The organism is Shewanella oncorhynchi (genome assembly GCF_012584455.1).
Classification (GTDB): Bacteria; Pseudomonadota; Gammaproteobacteria; order Enterobacterales; family Shewanellaceae; genus Shewanella; species Shewanella oncorhynchi.
Genome location: NZ_JABAEB010000007.1, coordinates 93,626 through 109,719, shown reverse-complemented (window position 1 = coordinate 109,719; position 16,094 = coordinate 93,626). Strand labels below are relative to the sequence as shown.

Below are 16,094 nucleotides of genomic sequence, written 5' to 3'. Positions count from 1 at the left end.
GTCGCAAACCGCAGGGGATATTTTTCTACCCCTTTCCTCCTCTATCTTCTTTTACCAACTTTTATTTCACGTTCGTGGTGTTATGCCCACCCATAGGTCGTCAATGGAAATACCTGTTGTCGAAAATGCCACTCACAGATCTGCGCGAGTGAAACTAGGCTAGGCGCAACTTATGTGTGAGATGGTTAACGGGGTGAGGTATATGTTTCGATATCTATTGTGCAGTTTTTGTCTGGTGCTTTTGTACCCGACAGGGATAGATATGTACTTGGTCGGTTTGCCGCAAATTGCGCAGGATTTAGGGGCGAGTGAGGCGCAGCTGCATATTGCTTTTTCAGTGTATCTTGCGGGCATGGCGACCACTATGCTGTTTGCGGGGAGCTTAGCCGATAGGATTGGGCGTAAACCCATTACCTTGTTTGGCGCATTTTTGTTTGCTATTGCCTCTTACTTTGCCGGTAGTGCGCAAACCAGTGATCTCTTTTTAATGGCACGCTTTGCACAAGGCATTGGTGCGGGTTCTTGCTATGTTGTGGCTTTTGCGATTTTGCGTGATGTATTAGACGATAAGCGCCGAGCAAAAGTGCTCTCTATGGTCAATGGCGTGACTTGCATTATCCCTGTGATAGCGCCTGTGATAGGCCATTTAATTATGCTTAAATTCCCATGGCCTAGCCTATTTAACACTATGGCGGGGATGGGATTAATGGTCTTAACCCTGTGTATTTTTGTATTACGCGAAACCTATCCTAAACCGCAACTTCACACCACAGTTGAGTCGGGTGGATATAAAGAATCCTTTAAACAGCGGTTTTTTCTCAGTCGTGTGGTGATAACGACTTTAGGTGTGACCACGATTTTAAGCTATGTAAATGTCTCTCCCATGTTGATCATGGGGCAGATGGGGTTTGACCGTGGACAATATTCTAACACTATGGCTATGACAGCATTTGTGAGTATGGTGGCCTCATTTTCGACGCCCGTTTTGCTTAACCTGTTTAAAGAAAAACCCTTAATCTTGTTCTCTCAGACATTATTTGCCGCCGCAGCACTGGTGTTGATCTTGACCCAATTGGGCTGGCTGGGTCAGTTATTCAATCTGCTCAGTTTTGGTTTGGTATGTTCCGGTTTTGCGATTGGATTTGGGGTGACTATGAGTCAGGCGCTGAGTCCATTTGTTACTCGGGCTGGAGTTGCCAGCTCATTACTGGGAATTGCTCAAGTGTGTACTTCAGCTGTATATATTTGGGTGATGGGTCTGCTCGAAGTGAGCGCGATTAATATATTATTAGTGATCCTCGCTGTCGGTGCGCTGGTGAGCATTACACTGATCTTAGCGGTTCCTAAATTGCCGGAAATTCTACTTAATGACCAAATCCCTGAGTCGGCTTGATCTTAACTTATTGTTTATTTTGCAGCTTTTATTACAGGAGCGGAGTGTCTCTAAGACTGCCAAAAAGCTCAATGTCACGCCATCCACTGTGAGTAAGTCGCTGGCCAAATTACGGGATTGGTTTGACGATCCCTTATTTGTCAAAACGCCGCAGGGATTTCAGTTAACGCCATTGGCTCACGGTATGGAGCAGGAGTTATCCGAATGGTTGCAAATGGGTAAGCAATTGATGGCTAAGCGCGGTGACGAGATGACCAAAGGGCTCACCTTCGAGTTAATGCTTGAGTCGCCTTTGTTGCTTATCATGCTTAATGAGCTGACTCAGGCCATTTATACTCAATACCCTGATGCAAAGGTGAAGGTACGAAATTGGGATTACGATTCACTCGAAGCGATTGTGCGTGGTGAAGCTGATATGGGGTTTACCGGCCGAGAAAGTCATCCACGTTCCAAGGAATCCCTTGATTTATTACCCTATTTTATCGATTTTGAGGTTTTATTTACCGATCTTCCTCAGGTGTATTTGCGCCGCGATCATCCCGCCTTGCAGGAAGAGTGGAATATAGACACTTTCTTAAAATACTCGCATATCAATATCTTGTGGGAAAAGAGCGAAACCTGGGCCTTAGATGATGTGCTTATCGAGCTTGGTCTGAGTCGTAATATTGTGCTGACCTTGGCCAGTTTTGAGCAGTCACTGTTTGTCGCGGCAGAGCCTCACCACAATATGATGGCAATTGCGCCACAATATTGCGAACAATATGCCCGCCAATTACACCCTGACTTAGTCAGCCGCCCTATCCCGATAAGTGGCGAATATCTTGATAAACTCGCGATCCCTTTTACCTTGATTTGGCATAAGAGAAACAGCCACAACCCCAAAATCACTTGGTTGCGAAGCAAGATAAAAGCGATTTATCAACAGCATGATTAAGGCTGTTATTTACTGCATTAACTTGTTTGGGTAATACCCAATTGCTGGCAAATATGTTGGATACAAAGTTCTCGCTGTTGGCACCATAGCCCGTAGCTGACGGGGATAAGTTTAATGCCCGCGCGCTGTAAGAGTTTATACAGTTCAATATCGAAAAAGTCCGCCCAAGGTCCTGGGTAACCGATTAAATCTATTGCTAAATATTGGTTACCATAGCGACATAAAATATCCAGTTCTAGCCCTGCCATATGGTAGGCGCGCCAGACAGTTATGCCTTTTTCTTCAATCGCGAGTGCCACAGATTGGCCGAAGGTATCGAGGGCATCGACATAATTGTGCGCCGCTTGAAATTGGCCCGCCGATGCTAAGTAAGTTGCCAGTAAATTATTGTTGGGGAGTTCATGCGCTTGTACCGATAAAAATAGCCATTGCATTTGTTTAGCGCGGGTGATCGCGACATTGAACATATCGGCTCGATTTAAATACACAGCGGCGCGGCTGTCGTTGGCCGTAATGCTAAACGATAGCAGCATAATATCGCGCTCTTCCCCTTGAAAACCAAAGGGCGTGGCAATCCGTAATTGGTGACGCTCGAGTTGTTGTGCGCTAAAGCGCGTGAGGATTTGCTGGGATAAATACTCCGTCTGATTGCGAAAACAGGAGAGTACACCAATGCTGGAAGGCACTAATACATTTTCTTGTTCATCAATCAGTTGAGCTAACTTTTGAATTAATGCTTCCGCTTCTATGGCGTTAATTCCCTTACTATCACGGCTGCCAGTAACGTGGACTCTGTGTAAGTGCCCTGAACTTGTGCAAGGTCTGTGCTGCATAATCTTCAGCATGCCTTGATAAAACTGCTGATTACTAAATTGGATCAGCTCAGGTTTACTCCGAAAATGCTCATTTAAAAATACCACTTGGGATTGGCTTGCGAGGGATTGTGACGCTAAGTCGAGCATACTGGCATCACGGTAGCTCATTAGGCCGCGGCAATCCGGGGCGAGTCCGAGTTGGGTCTGGATTTGAGTTTGTTTTGCGCGGGATAAAAAAGAGAAATGGCGCAGTTGTTTGCTATCTCCCACCACCAGTGCCGCCTTTGCTCGCTGCAAGGCCGGTAAACATGCGGCAATATTGGCTTGAGTGGCTTCATCAATAATCACTAAGTCAAACATTTGCTGCTCCATGGGCAGCACTTTATGCAAGCTGGCAAGGCTAGATAACCAAATGGGAAAGGTTTGTTTTAAGGCATCAAAATCCGTCTTGTAGAAGCCGTCGAGTTGCTTAGCGGACTGGCGAGCGCGTAACGCACTGGCAAAACTCACCAATGTACTGCGCTTATTTTTGAGTAATTGGTTTAATCGATAGTGAGTGGCCAATTGTAAGTATTTGAGGCTTAAGTCTTCTTTTTGCGCGATGAGGGCCGTTAATTTATCGAGTTCATTCCATTGCTGGGCAAACCTTTTTATACCTGCATGGTAAGCCCAGTTGTAAAATCCTAAGCGCCAACGGGATTGTCCTTGTTGTAAGGTCGCCAGTTTTTGGCCGCGACGTATGGCATGGCGGCAATGACGTATAAAGCCCGCTTCCATCTTGACTTGCTGACGAGTCACAGTATTAAGTTGTTGTTTTGCATTGAGTAGCAACCTATGCGAGACGGCTTCATTTGATGCAGGGTGCTGACCATGGAGCATTTCATCAATCTGGTTTTTAAGGACTTTTATAAACTGCGGCGAGCCTGCTCGAATAAGGCTGCTCCCTAGCTGGAATTGTTGTTGCAATTTATCGGCAATCACATCAACAGCTACATCGGTGTGGGCGACGATAAGTACCGATTTTCCCCTTAATACCTGCTCTGCTGCCACTGTGGCTATGGTGTAACTCTTACCTGTTCCCGGTGGGCCTGAGATCTGCCCCAAAGTATGATTGGCCGCAATCTTTAAGGCCTGAATTTGCGCGCGGCTTAACAGCCCAGGAAGATAAGCCTCTTGTGTGTCTTCACTGGCGCTGATTGATGTTGTTTGTTGTGTTTCTGCGAATAGCGCTTTAAGCGGTGCTGATGGTTCAGGCGCTGTCATTAGTTTGTCGAGTTCGTGCAAAATGCCCCGACTCGCGATCGAACGTTCTGCCAAAATGATTTGGCTTCGACTGACAAGAAACTGCCCACGTTTACGGCATAAGCTAGTGAATTCAGCCTCATCGATCAGCTTGGGAAAATGCAATAAATGACTGGTATCAACATCGGCTTGGCCCGCCCGCAGCCAAGATATCCAGCCACTGACATCCGTTGGATTATCGCGTAAATCTTGGCTTAGGCTATGTCCTTCAACGACTAATTTTTCTAATAGAGCTTCATTGATAGTGAATGGCCCTTGGCCAGCTAGAGTGTTATTGCTCTCTAGGTAGAGATTATCGCCGTCAGCCTGTAATTGGCATTCGCGGTACAGCAGTGGCGTCACGACTTTACGTTTTTCGCCATTAAGGTCGACTGTGCCGCAGAAAAACAGACAGCAGTGCAATAATACCTTTTCGCGTAAATACAAAGCGCTACGTGCTAGTAATGCACTGGCGGGAGCAAATGGTACTGGCAAGCGGGGTAGGAAGCCACTGCTTAACTCGTCTTCATGTTGGAGTAATAGCTGATCTTGCTCGGCAAGCTTGTGGCTAGACCAGAGATTGATTTCGGCACTATCGTGTTGAAAACATTGTTTGTAGTAGTTGAGAATCCCTTGCAAATCCTATCCATCCCAAAGGCTTAATTGGCGATGCGAGAGTAACCTAATCGCATTAGTCGAACAAGGTTTGTACCGTCTGAGGATAGTTTATCCATAGTCGCTATAAGCCTAAAAGAGAGGTGTTCGATAGATCAGCCATTTTCCACTGGAGCAGAATTTTTGAGAGGCGAGCAAAAGTATCAGCAGCCGCATTTGTATCAATTAAGGGCCTGAAAAGTGTGGTTTGTATCACTTTTTTCTGTGTTATTGAAATGTTTGTTAAGTGTTTGAGTTTGTAAAATATTTGTTTTTGTTTTTAGTGGAAATTGCCATTGTTGTCATTGTATAACTGCGTAGATTGAACTGAATTTTTGTCTGCTAATGAGGGAAACAATGATAAAAAGTAAGCTAAAGGGATTCGCTGCGGTGGCTGTTGCCTGTTTAGCGGTAACGGCATGTGGCTCAGATGATAATAATGAAGAGGGCACAGATCAAAATGCCACCTATGTGCAATTTTATAATGCTTCAGCTGGAAGCACTGCTACTGCACTCAAAGTTGCCGATAAAACCTATGAAAGTGTGATCTATGGGGACACTATGCCGCGATTTACGTCGACGGCTGGCGTAACTGCGATTGAAGTGATGGCTAAGGATGCCTCTGATAAAGATATCTCTATTTATAAAGAAAATATCGATTTGAAAGTTGCAACGGACCATTTCTTTGTATTACATGGTGATTTTACCGAACCTAAATTACTTAATATCAACTATTCTCGCACTGAACTCGATAAGCTCAACGAAGTGGCTGAAAACAGTAAAATGCAGCTCTTGATTGCCAATACTGCTGTACATGCCCAAGCCTTTGACGCTTATGTTTCTAAGTCGACCCAAACCTTTGCCGATGCCGTGATGTTAGGCAGTGTGGCCTACGGTGAAGTGTCGCAGCCACAAGTGATGGATACGGGTGAATATAAGGTTTACCTCGCACCAGCGGGAACAACCAATGTTTCTTATACAACTGCGAACATTAAATTCAGTTCTAAGGTGCCTTATAAGCTGATCATCCGTGAAGGTTTTGGTGCTTCGGATTCAAAAATCACCTTGGACAGTGTCGATTCAACCACCAATGTTCGCAATCATGTAGCATTAGAAGCGAGTGTCGATTATCGCGTCTTTAACGGTTTAGGTTCGCACATTATCGATGTGAAAGTGGCTAGCAGTAAGCAAGATACTCTGTTTAGCGAAGTGCCATCTTTTGGGGTGACTAGCTATCAAGGTGCTGAGTTTAATGATTTTGGTGTGAGTGTGTTCGACCACGGTACGCAAAATAAATTGCTCGATAACGTGTTGATCACCCTTAACCAAGATGACATTAAAACCATCTTCATCTATGAGCAAACGACCGAGCAGGGCAGCCAAGTGAAGGCGATGGAGATGAAGCAAACTCAGACGCCAAGTCCCTATAGCTTTAAGTTCGACATTGTGAGTTTTGCCGATAAAAGCAATCTAACCGTGTATTTCTTAAAGGCAAATGACACGATTGAAACGGCTGTAAATAAGATCACCGCAGTCAATCCTGCGAGCCCTCAGTCAGTGACTGTGCCAGCTGGCGAATATTCTATTAAGGTTATCGCTGTGGAAAACGGTACTAAAACCGTTGTCTATGCATCCGATTTAATGGATTTCAGCAATGAAGATAATGTGACTATGGTGCTGAATAAAGATCCTTCTACTAGCTTTGGTTATAACTTGATTAAGATCTAACCGCTAAGGTGAGTGAACGGCTCTAATAAAACAGCGCTACTTAGGTAGCGCTTTTTTTGGCTGTTTTTGTGTGCTCGTTTTAGTGGGCTTAGTAGATTGAGCATTATTGTCTTAGCATTCACTTTTTATTGATTGTGGCTGCGGGGTTAATGTAGGCTGATCGGCAAAAATTAAGCCGAGCATTGCTGTGATGTGAATAACGCGAGCAACATAGGAAAAGGAGTTCACTGTGATGAATAAAGGATTTAAAGACGGCCATTTCCAAATTGGTGAAGGCAGTATTAGCGGTAGTATAGCGTGTATGTTAGCGATATTATCGTTTCTGGGCGTATTGGCGTTTCATTTTCCCGAATATCTCACCACTCCTGAATTACGCCAAAGCTATAATGTCGATGTTATTCGCAGCTTAATATTTGTCGCCTTAGTGGTGTCGGGCAGTTTAGGTTTATTGAATTTTATTCGAAATAAAAATAAGCGTTTCGGCTTTGTGGCTTGGGTATTTGTGAGTTTAGCGATTGCCTTTGGTGGTCATCAAGTTGAGGTCGAGCCTTTTGCTAATCATAAGGTCTCACTGGGTTTAGATTGGTTTATTTTAGACTTATTAGGCTCAACCTTAATTTTCATTTTTATCGAGAAATGGCTACCCCATAAACCAGAACAAGCAATATTGAGATCCGAGTGGCAAGGGGATTTAAACCATTTTTTGGTGAATCACTTAGCGATTGGATTTGTATTATTGGTGGCAAACCAATTTGTGCAGTCGACCTTTTCTTGGGCTATTTCCAGCACAGTGCAAAGCTTTATCGCGGATCTTCCCTTTGCGTTGCAACTGTTGTTGATTTTATTGGTCGCCGATTTAATGCAATATGCGGCGCACCGTGCCTACCATGAAATTCCTTTCCTGTGGCGCTTCCATTCGGTGCACCATAGCGCGAAACATTTAGATTGGTTGGCTGGTTCAAGGCAACATATGTTTGAGTTGATTGCTACCCGTTGTTTAGTGCTCACGCCGATTTTTATCTTGGGATTCTCCAAAGACATCATCAGTATTTATGTGATTATCGTTGGCGTGCAGGCGGTCTTTAATCATGCCAATGTGCAGGTTAACTTTGGCTGGCTACGTTACTTAATTGTCAGTCCGCAATTCCACCATTGGCACCATGCTTCCGATAAGGCGGCAATCGACCGTAACTATGCTGCCCATTTTTCTTTTTTAGATTACCTATTTGGGACTGCAGTTCGAGGCCAGAAAGAGTGGCCAGAGCAATATGGTGTCGTGGGCGATTACATGCCTGTTGGCATGTTTAAGCAGCAATTGTATCCCCTTGGTTTAGCGAAGAAAGACACAAAATAATGGCGCTGCAATTGGAGTGGTTTGTTTTGGAATGATTGTCTGGGAGTATTGATTAGGTCAACTGAGCAGTAACGCTGAACTGTGGCGGTTAACTCTGATATTGGGATAGAAACAAGCCCAACACAGCGCTTTGTTGGGCTTTTTGCCGTTCAAACTACAATCGTTATTCGGAAATTTTCAGTTCTTGGCCTGGCTTAATAATGCTTTTGCCATTGAGCTGGTTCCACTTCATTAAGTCAGCCAGTTTAACCTTATTCTTACGGGCGATTTTATCCAGCGAATCACCAGATTTCACCTTGTAAGTGGTCGCTTTTACAGCAGGTTTATCGGCCGATGTTGAGGTAGTCGCTTTAGCTTTGGTCGACGACTTATTGCTCACTTTTTTATCTGTCTTCGCCTTGGTTTTAGTGGGTTCAGGCTCATTATCATTGCCCGCCATTGGCGTTAACAGTGTGAGCTCTTGGCCGATTTTTAGGCGGTCAGATGTCAGATTGTTGGCCTGTTTTAATGCTTTCACTGACATATCAAACTTGGCTGCGATTGTGCCTAGGCTGTCGCCAGATTTGACGATATAGCTTTGGCTGTCATAGCGTTTTTGAGCGTAGAGCTTGTCCTGATTTTCCTGATAATGACCTATGTTTTCCAGCGGTAAAGCGATTTGATATTTGCCTTTGCTGGGGATTACACCTTGGCGAAAGCCTGGGTTATAGGTTTTAAATTCTGCTTTGCTGAGCCCTGCTGCATTAGCAATCTGGCCAATATCTACGCCATTAGGTGCTGGCACTCTTTCCAAGAAAGGGCGGTTAGCAATAGGGGGTACTTTTAAACCGTAGTGGTTGGGATTTCGAATAATTTGAATAAATGCCAGCCACTTAGGGACTGTTTGTACTCGTTTAGCGGGGATACCCAGTGACCAAAAGTCCGTAGGTTTACCCTTGGCTTTGTTTTTATCAATGGCGGCTTTGATCACTAGCTCACCGGTATTGTAGGCGGCGACGGCGTTAATCCAGTCTTTGTCTAAGGTGTCGTATAGGTGCTGTAGATAGTCGAGCACTGCATCGGTTGAGGCCAGCGCATCTTTACGGCCATCGTAGGCAGAATTCACTGTTAAGCCAAAATTACGTCCAGTAGCAGGGATCATTTGCCACAGTCCTGCGGGGCCGTTAGCTTGTGCTAAAGGGTTATAGCCACTTTCGACTATGGGCAATAACGCCAATTCTAATGGCATGTTACGCGCTTCGAGCTGGCTGACTATGTAATACAAGAATGGCTCGGCGCGATCGCCAACCTGATTCATAAATTTTTGTTTATCATCGAAAAAGTTACGCTGTTTACGTACTTCGGCATCATCATGGACGTCAATGGTATTGGCGTGTTGGATCTTTTCCCATACATCGCTGTACTGCTCAACCACTGCGGGTGGTGTTTGATGCTGTTGTGGCGAGTGGTCGTTATCATTACTGACATCACTTGCTGTGGCATTGAATTCAGTGGTTGATGGGCTTGCTGATGTTGTAGCGCAACCGCTCAGTAGGGCCATTAGCATGGCAAGCATAAGCACTGTAAATGAGTGCGTTTGGCGAAAATGTGTCCGCATGATTGTCCTGTGATGAGTTGACTGGGCATTCCATATTGGTGCACATGCTAATCTGTTTTCGAGTTTCTGGATAGCTCCCCCAAGTTTTACCTATCGTATCAAAGTTGTCTTAAGGCCGATTGTGCCGCCCTTTGATTGCAGATCCTGCGTTTAGCTTTGTCGATTTATACGCTACCATAGCCGCGATTTTTCATTAACTTGGGTAGCAAAGTGCAGACGTTAGCGCAGTTAAGGGCAGGGCAGTTACAAGGGATTACACGTTTACAATTGGTTGAGGATTTAACCGAGTTCCCGCGGGAGATTTTTGATTTAGCCGATACCCTCGAAATCCTCGATTTATCGAATAATCAACTGAGCACTTTGCCCGAGGATTTACACCGCTTATCGCATTTAAAGATAATTTTCGCCTCGAATAATCGCTTTGAACATTTGCCTGAGGCATTAGGGCGCTGCACAAATTTAGAGATGATTGGCTTTAGGGCCAATCAAATCAAAACAGTGACTGCTGCGGCATTACCGCTGCAAACCCGCTGGCTCATCCTAACCGATAACCTCATTGAGACATTGCCTGCGGCCATGGGCGATTTACATCGTCTGCAAAAATTAGCTTTAGCGGGTAACCGTTTAACAACCTTGCCCGAGTCGATGGCCAATTGCCGCAACTTAGAGTTAGTGCGTTTATCGGCCAATCAACTCCACGCACTGCCAGCTTGGTTACTCAGTTTGCCCAAACTGACTTGGCTCGCCTTTGCGGGAAATCCATTCAGCCATACCTTAGTCGATCCCCATGCCGATGTGGCCACAGTGGCGAATGTGACTCTGGGTGATATCAAGTTGGCTGAGAAGCTTGGCGAAGGGGCTTCTGGGGTCATTTATCGAGGCGATTGGTTGAATCAAGCCATGATAGCCGCGACGGGGTCGGCGCATATTGCGGTAAAACTCTTTAAGGGTGAAGTGACGAGCGATGGTTATCCCGCTGACGAGTTAGATTGCTGTCTCACAACGGGTGATCATCCCTGCCTTATTAAGGTTGTGGCGCACATTAGCCAAAAAGATCAATTGGGTTTAGTGATGGAACTTATTCCGCCAGGGTTTAGTAACTTAGGGCTACCACCAAGTCTTGTCACCTGCACTCGCGATACCTTTAAAGAAGGTAGCGAATTTCGCCTTGATGAAGTCGCCAAAATCACACACCAGTTGGCCGATGCGATGGCGCACATGCATGCTAAACAAGTAAGCCATGGTGATGTCTACGCCCATAATATTATGGTTAATCAACAGATGAGCTTATTGTTTGGGGATTTTGGTGCGGCATCAAACTTACGCAATCTATCGACAGCAGAACGCTTAGCGATAGAAGCTATTGAAGTGCGAGCGCTTGGTTGCTTGATTGAAGATCTATTGGCCTATGTGGATGCATCTGCCTATGTGAGTGCCTCGATTGGCCCTCTGTACTACACACAGTTGAGTGCGATTAAAGATGAGTGCATGCAGTTAGATGTGGCTCAGCGCCCCTGTTTTGCAGATGTGAAAAAGGCCATCGGAGCCCTGTTAAAAGGTAAATAGTGGCTTGCTAATAGGCTGGCTCTACACTTGTTTCAAGTTTGCTGTATTTTATGGTTGTTTGTGTGATTTAAGTGCTCACTATTGAGTTTATCGTTAAGTTATTGTTTTGTTTGGTTGTGTAACCGAGTTTTTACTGGCACTGACTGGGATTAAGCCTATAGGCTGTATACCCAAATAACCTCAAATTGCTGAAACAGGCACTTTGGGGGGACTTGGTATTAGTTTTGGGTTCAATCCGGTTTGCTGTTGTCGGATAGGATGTCCGTTGAATAGTAAGAACGATAGGTTTGCATACTATGTTTACACGAACACTGTTTACACAAAGAGTAACTGAACGAGCACGCAGTGCATGCGATATTTCATTAAAAAGCCATCCCCATCATCTCCCAAAGGCGCCCTTATTCGCGCCTTTGCCGTTTCTACTGGCGAGTGTTTTCGCTTTAGCCCCTATGGCCGTGATGTCGGCGGACAAGGTCGACATTATCCCTGTGACGGTCGAGGCCGTTAAAGAAACATCCTTTGCCGATGTAGTGAATGAAGTCGGTAAAATCAACGCTATCGATTCAGCCACGCTGAACTTTAATGCTAGCGAAAAAATTAGCGCGATTCATTTTAGTAACGGCGACAAAGTGACTAAAGGCCAAGTGATTGCCGAGCAGGACAACATTAAAGCCAAGGCTGATTTAGACAAAGCCAAGAGCACCTTAGCACTGGCTAAAACTAAGCTGGAGCGTATCGAAGATTTACTGATTAAAGAACCCTTTGCGCTTGCTAAGCAAGATGTGGATGAGCTACGGGAAAATGTGAATCTGGCCGATGCGGATTTTCGCCAGAAACAAGCAACCATGAACGATTACCTGATCAAGGCTCCCTTTGATGGTCAGTTGACCAGCTTTAGTCAGTCTATCGGCAGTCAAATTGGTGCTGGTACGGCCTTAGTCACCCTCTATAGTTTAAATCCGGTCGAAGTGCGTTATGCCATTAGTCAGAAGGATTTAGGCAAGGCGCAAAAGGGCCAAAAGGTGAATGTGACTGTTGAGGCCTATGGTAATAAGGTATTCAAAGGGTTAGTTAACTATGTTGCCCCTGCGGTAGATGAAAGCTCAGGACGGGTTGAAGTGCATGCCGCCCTTGAAAACCCTGAGTTTAAGCTTGCTCCTGGCATGTTCGCCAACATCAAGCAGTTCTATAGTCTAGGGATTAAACGTCTATTAGTGCCGCAAAATTCGATTATTGCCAATAACGATGAACGTTTTGTCTGGCTAGTGCAGGGCGATAGCGTAGTAAAGCAAGTGGTTAAACTCGCTCAAAATACGAATGACGGTTATGCCGTCGTGACTGAAGGTTTAGCCGAAGGCGATTTAGTCGTTAAAACGGGTATGCAAAACCTCAAGTCCGATAGCAAGATCAAAGTCGTGCAGGATAGAAACACTGCAGATAAAGCGGCAACATCAAGCGCTGACAAAGGTGCTGATTCAGGCTCAACTCCAAATATTGAGGTGGCTGAATAATGCGTTTACCCGAAGTCTGTATTCGTCATCCTATCTTCGCCTCCGTACTCAGTATTATGGCTGTGTTACTGGGTTTGATTGCCTTTCAAAAACTCGATATCCAATACTTCCCTGAGCATACCACCCACTCGGCATCTGTGAATGCGTCGATTGCAGGGGCGAGCGCCGATTTTATGTCGAGCAACGTGGCCGATAAGTTGATTGCTGCGGCTTCGGGCATAGATAAGGTCGATACTATGTCGACCGACTGTAGCGAGGGGCGTTGCTCATTAACGATTAAATTCAATGATGACACTAGCGATATTGAATACACCAACTTAATGAACAAGTTGCGTAGCAGCGTCGAAGGGATTAACGATTTCCCCCAGAGCATGATAGATAAGCCCACAGTCACCGACGATACCTCGGCCACAGATTCTGCCAGTAATATCATCACCTTTGTGAACGCGGGAGGCATGGAAAAGCAGGCTATGTACGACTACATTAGCCAGCAGTTAGTACCGCAACTCAAACAAGTTCAAGGCGTTGGTGCTGTTTGGGGGCCCTATGGCGGCTCACAAAAGGCGGTCAGAGTCTGGCTCAATCCTGAACAAATGAAGGCGTTGAATATTAAAGCTGCCGATGTGGTGGGCACGTTAGGCTCCTACAATGCCAGTTTTACCTCGGGTGCGATCAAAGGTAAGTCGCGGGATTTCTCGATTAACCCTTTGAATCAAGTTGAAACGCTTGAAGACGTGAAGGATCTGGTGATTAAGGTCAGCGAGGGTAAGATCATCCGTGTGTCCGATGTTGCCGATGTGGTGATGGGCGAGGAAAGTCTGTCGCCGAGTATGTTGTCTATCGGTGGACATAGTGCAATGTCATTGCAGATTTTACCGCTGAGCAACGCTAACCCAGTGACAGTGGCTTCGAACATTAAAGCCGAAATTGCACGCATGCAAAAACATTTACCCCAAGGCTTAGAAATGAACTTGGCCTACAACCAAGCTGATTTTATTGAAGCCTCCATCGACGAAGGGTTTTCTGCGTTGATTGAAGCAGTGATCTTAGTTTCGCTGATTGTGGTGTTATTTTTGGGTAGCCTGCGGGCGGCATCGATCCCCATTATTACCATTCCCGTGTGCGTGATTGGGGTGTTTGCTGTGATGTCGGCGCTCGGATTTAGTATCAATGTGTTGACTATTCTGGCGATTATTTTGGCCATTGGCCTGGTGGTGGACGATGCCATTGTGGTGGTCGAGAACTGCTATCGCCATATTGAAAACGGTGAAACGCCTTTCAATGCGGCGATTAAAGGCTGTCAGGAGATCATTTTCCCTATCATTGCCATGACGTTAACGCTCGCCGCCGTGTATCTGCCGATCGGATTAATGTCGGGTTTAACCGCCGATCTGTTTCGGCAATTCTCCTTTACCTTAGCAGCGGCCGTGATGATCTCTGGCGTGGTGGCGTTAACTTTGTCGCCTATGATGAGCGCTTATCTTATCAATACCACTGAGCAACACCCTAAATGGTTTAGCCGAGTCGAGAATGCGCTGCAGCAGTTAAATCATTTGTATATCAATGAGCTGAATAAGTGGTTTTTCCGCAAGCGCTTGATGTTTGGTGTGGCTGTGGTTTTGGTGGGTCTTGCGGGTATTGCTTACTGGCAATTACCCAAAATACTCTTGCCTGCGGAGGACTCTGGCTTTATCGATGTGGCGTCTAATGGCCCTACCGGTGTCGGTCGGCAGTATCATCTCAATCACAATGCTGAGCTTAATGGTGTGATGGACGAGCATCCTGCGGTAGGGGCTAACTTGTCCTATATCGAGGGAGAGCCAGTGAACCATGTGCTACTCAAACCTTGGGGTGAGCGCAGTGAGGGTATAGATGATGTGATCAGCGACTTGATTACAACATCAAAGGAAAACGTTTCTGCCTATAACATGTCGTTTAGCATTCGTTCAGCGAATAATCTCAATATTGCCAATAATTTGCGTTTAGAGCTGACGACCTTAGATCGGAATAAGGACGAACTCAGCGAAACCGCCGCCAAAGTGCAAAAGTTACTCGAGGATTATCCTGGCCTGAATAACGTGGGCAACTCAGTGCTTAGGGATCAACTACGCTACGATCTGTCTATCGATCGCAACGCCATTATCCTCTCTGGTGTGAGTTATGGTGATGTCACTAATGCACTTTCTACCTTTCTTGGCTCAGTGAAGGCGGCGGACTTACATGCTACCGATGGTTTTACTTATCCTATTCAAGTGCAAGTAAACTTAGACAAACTGAGTGATTTTAAAGTGTTGAATAAGCTGTATGTCACTTCTGAATCTGGGCAAGCACTGCCATTGTCGCAATTTGTGTCGATTAAACAGACTACGGCAGAATCTAACATTAAGACGTTTATGGGTCTTGATAGTGCTGAATTGACGGCAGATATTATGCCCGGCTATTCAACTGATGAAATCAAAACCTACTTAGATGAACAATTGCCTACATTGCTTAATGATGCCCAAGGTTTTAAATACAATGGCGTGGTGAAGGATCTTATGGATTCGCAGGCGGGCACTCAGTCGCTATTCTTGCTGGCATTGGTGTTTATCTATTTGATTTTGGCTGCGCAGTTCGAAAGTTTTGTCGATCCCTTAATTATCTTACTGACAGTGCCCTTGTGTATTGTCGGTGCGTTATTGACCTTAGCCTTGTTTGGCGAGAGTGTGAATATCTATTCGCAGATTGGTTTATTAACCTTAGTGGGGCTAGTGACTAAACACGGTATCTTGCTGGTGGAGTTTGCCAATAAGCAACAAGACCAAGGTTTGAGTGCGATTGAGGCGGCGCGAAGCAGTGCCAAATCTCGTTTAAGACCGATTCTAATGACGTCTTTAACCATGATTTTAAGTGCGATTCCTTTAGCCTTGGCATCGGGGCCGGGCTCGTTAGGGTTAGCTAACATAGGTTTAGTCTTAGTCGGAGGTCTGTTAGCGGGCACTTTCTTCTCTTTATTTGTAGTGCCTGTGGCCTATGTCGCTATGGCTGAATTGAAGGCCAAGGATGTGCTTGCTAGACTGCGAAGTGCTTAAGTTGAGTTTTATGCGCTGGGTTTATCGCCCCTAGGCTGACAGGCATGGGTTCAACTTGTCTGTAAATACGTTATGATTTAAGCCAACGGCTAAACGCGTTGGCTTAATTTTTTCGATAACTTAATGATCTTTTTTGTATTTAAGCGAGTGTTTAAGTGCGAGTGGATTTGCCTCATCAGCGACGGAGAGC

Annotated in this window: 9 protein-coding genes; 7 read left to right on the top strand and 2 right to left on the bottom strand. The window is 45.4% G+C overall.

What is annotated here, in order from left to right; translation table 11 throughout:
• Positions 1–202: 202 nt before the first annotated feature.
• Positions 203–1,393 (top strand): MFS transporter, encoded by a 1,191-nt coding sequence (locus tag HGO26_RS12855; RefSeq protein WP_168825586.1) that lies wholly within the window; start codon positions 203–205, stop codon positions 1,391–1,393.
• The gene (yidZ, locus tag HGO26_RS12850) at positions 1,368–2,327 is read left to right on the top strand and encodes an HTH-type transcriptional regulator YidZ (RefSeq protein ID WP_168825585.1); all 960 of its coding nucleotides are present in this window, start codon (positions 1,368–1,370) and stop codon (positions 2,325–2,327) included. The genes HGO26_RS12855 and yidZ overlap by 26 nt, the downstream gene beginning before the upstream one ends.
• Positions 2,328–2,344: 17 nt before the next feature.
• On the opposite strand, the gene HGO26_RS12845 is transcribed toward yidZ, so the two are convergent.
• Positions 2,345–5,062, bottom strand: a complete 2,718-nt coding sequence (locus HGO26_RS12845; protein WP_168825583.1) for a DEAD/DEAH box helicase — start codon at positions 5,060–5,062, stop codon at positions 2,345–2,347.
• 372 nt (positions 5,063–5,434) lie between these two features.
• On the opposite strand from HGO26_RS12845, the gene HGO26_RS12840 reads away from it, so the two are divergent.
• Together HGO26_RS12840 and HGO26_RS12835 are read left to right on the top strand one after the other, a co-directional pair.
• Positions 5,435–6,805, top strand: coding sequence for a DUF4397 domain-containing protein (locus HGO26_RS12840; RefSeq protein ID WP_168825581.1), 1,371 nt, complete (start codon positions 5,435–5,437; stop codon positions 6,803–6,805).
• A 232-nt stretch (positions 6,806–7,037) separates the two neighbouring features.
• Entirely contained in the window at positions 7,038–8,159 is a 1,122-nt protein-coding gene (locus HGO26_RS12835; protein WP_168825579.1) for a sterol desaturase family protein, read from the top strand.
• Between the two features lie 163 nt (positions 8,160–8,322).
• On the opposite strand, the gene HGO26_RS12830 is transcribed toward HGO26_RS12835, so the two are convergent.
• On the bottom strand, positions 8,323–9,756 hold the full coding sequence (locus tag HGO26_RS12830) for a LysM peptidoglycan-binding domain-containing protein (RefSeq protein WP_168825577.1): 1,434 nt from the start codon (positions 9,754–9,756) through the stop codon (positions 8,323–8,325).
• 210 nt (positions 9,757–9,966) lie between these two features.
• On the opposite strand from HGO26_RS12830, the gene HGO26_RS12825 reads away from it, so the two are divergent.
• From HGO26_RS12825 to HGO26_RS12815, 3 genes are all read left to right on the top strand, one after another.
• On the top strand, positions 9,967–11,322 hold the full coding sequence (locus HGO26_RS12825) for a protein kinase (protein WP_168825575.1): 1,356 nt from the start codon (positions 9,967–9,969) through the stop codon (positions 11,320–11,322).
• A gap of 296 nt (positions 11,323–11,618) precedes the next feature.
• A complete protein-coding gene (locus HGO26_RS12820) occupies positions 11,619–12,833 on the top strand; it encodes an efflux RND transporter periplasmic adaptor subunit (RefSeq protein ID WP_168825573.1) in 1,215 nt (404 codons plus the stop codon).
• Positions 12,833–15,904, top strand: a complete 3,072-nt coding sequence (locus HGO26_RS12815; RefSeq protein ID WP_168825571.1) for an efflux RND transporter permease subunit — start codon at positions 12,833–12,835, stop codon at positions 15,902–15,904. Before HGO26_RS12820 ends, HGO26_RS12815 begins: the two co-directional genes overlap by 1 nt.
• The last annotated feature ends 190 nt before the right edge of the window (positions 15,905–16,094 follow it).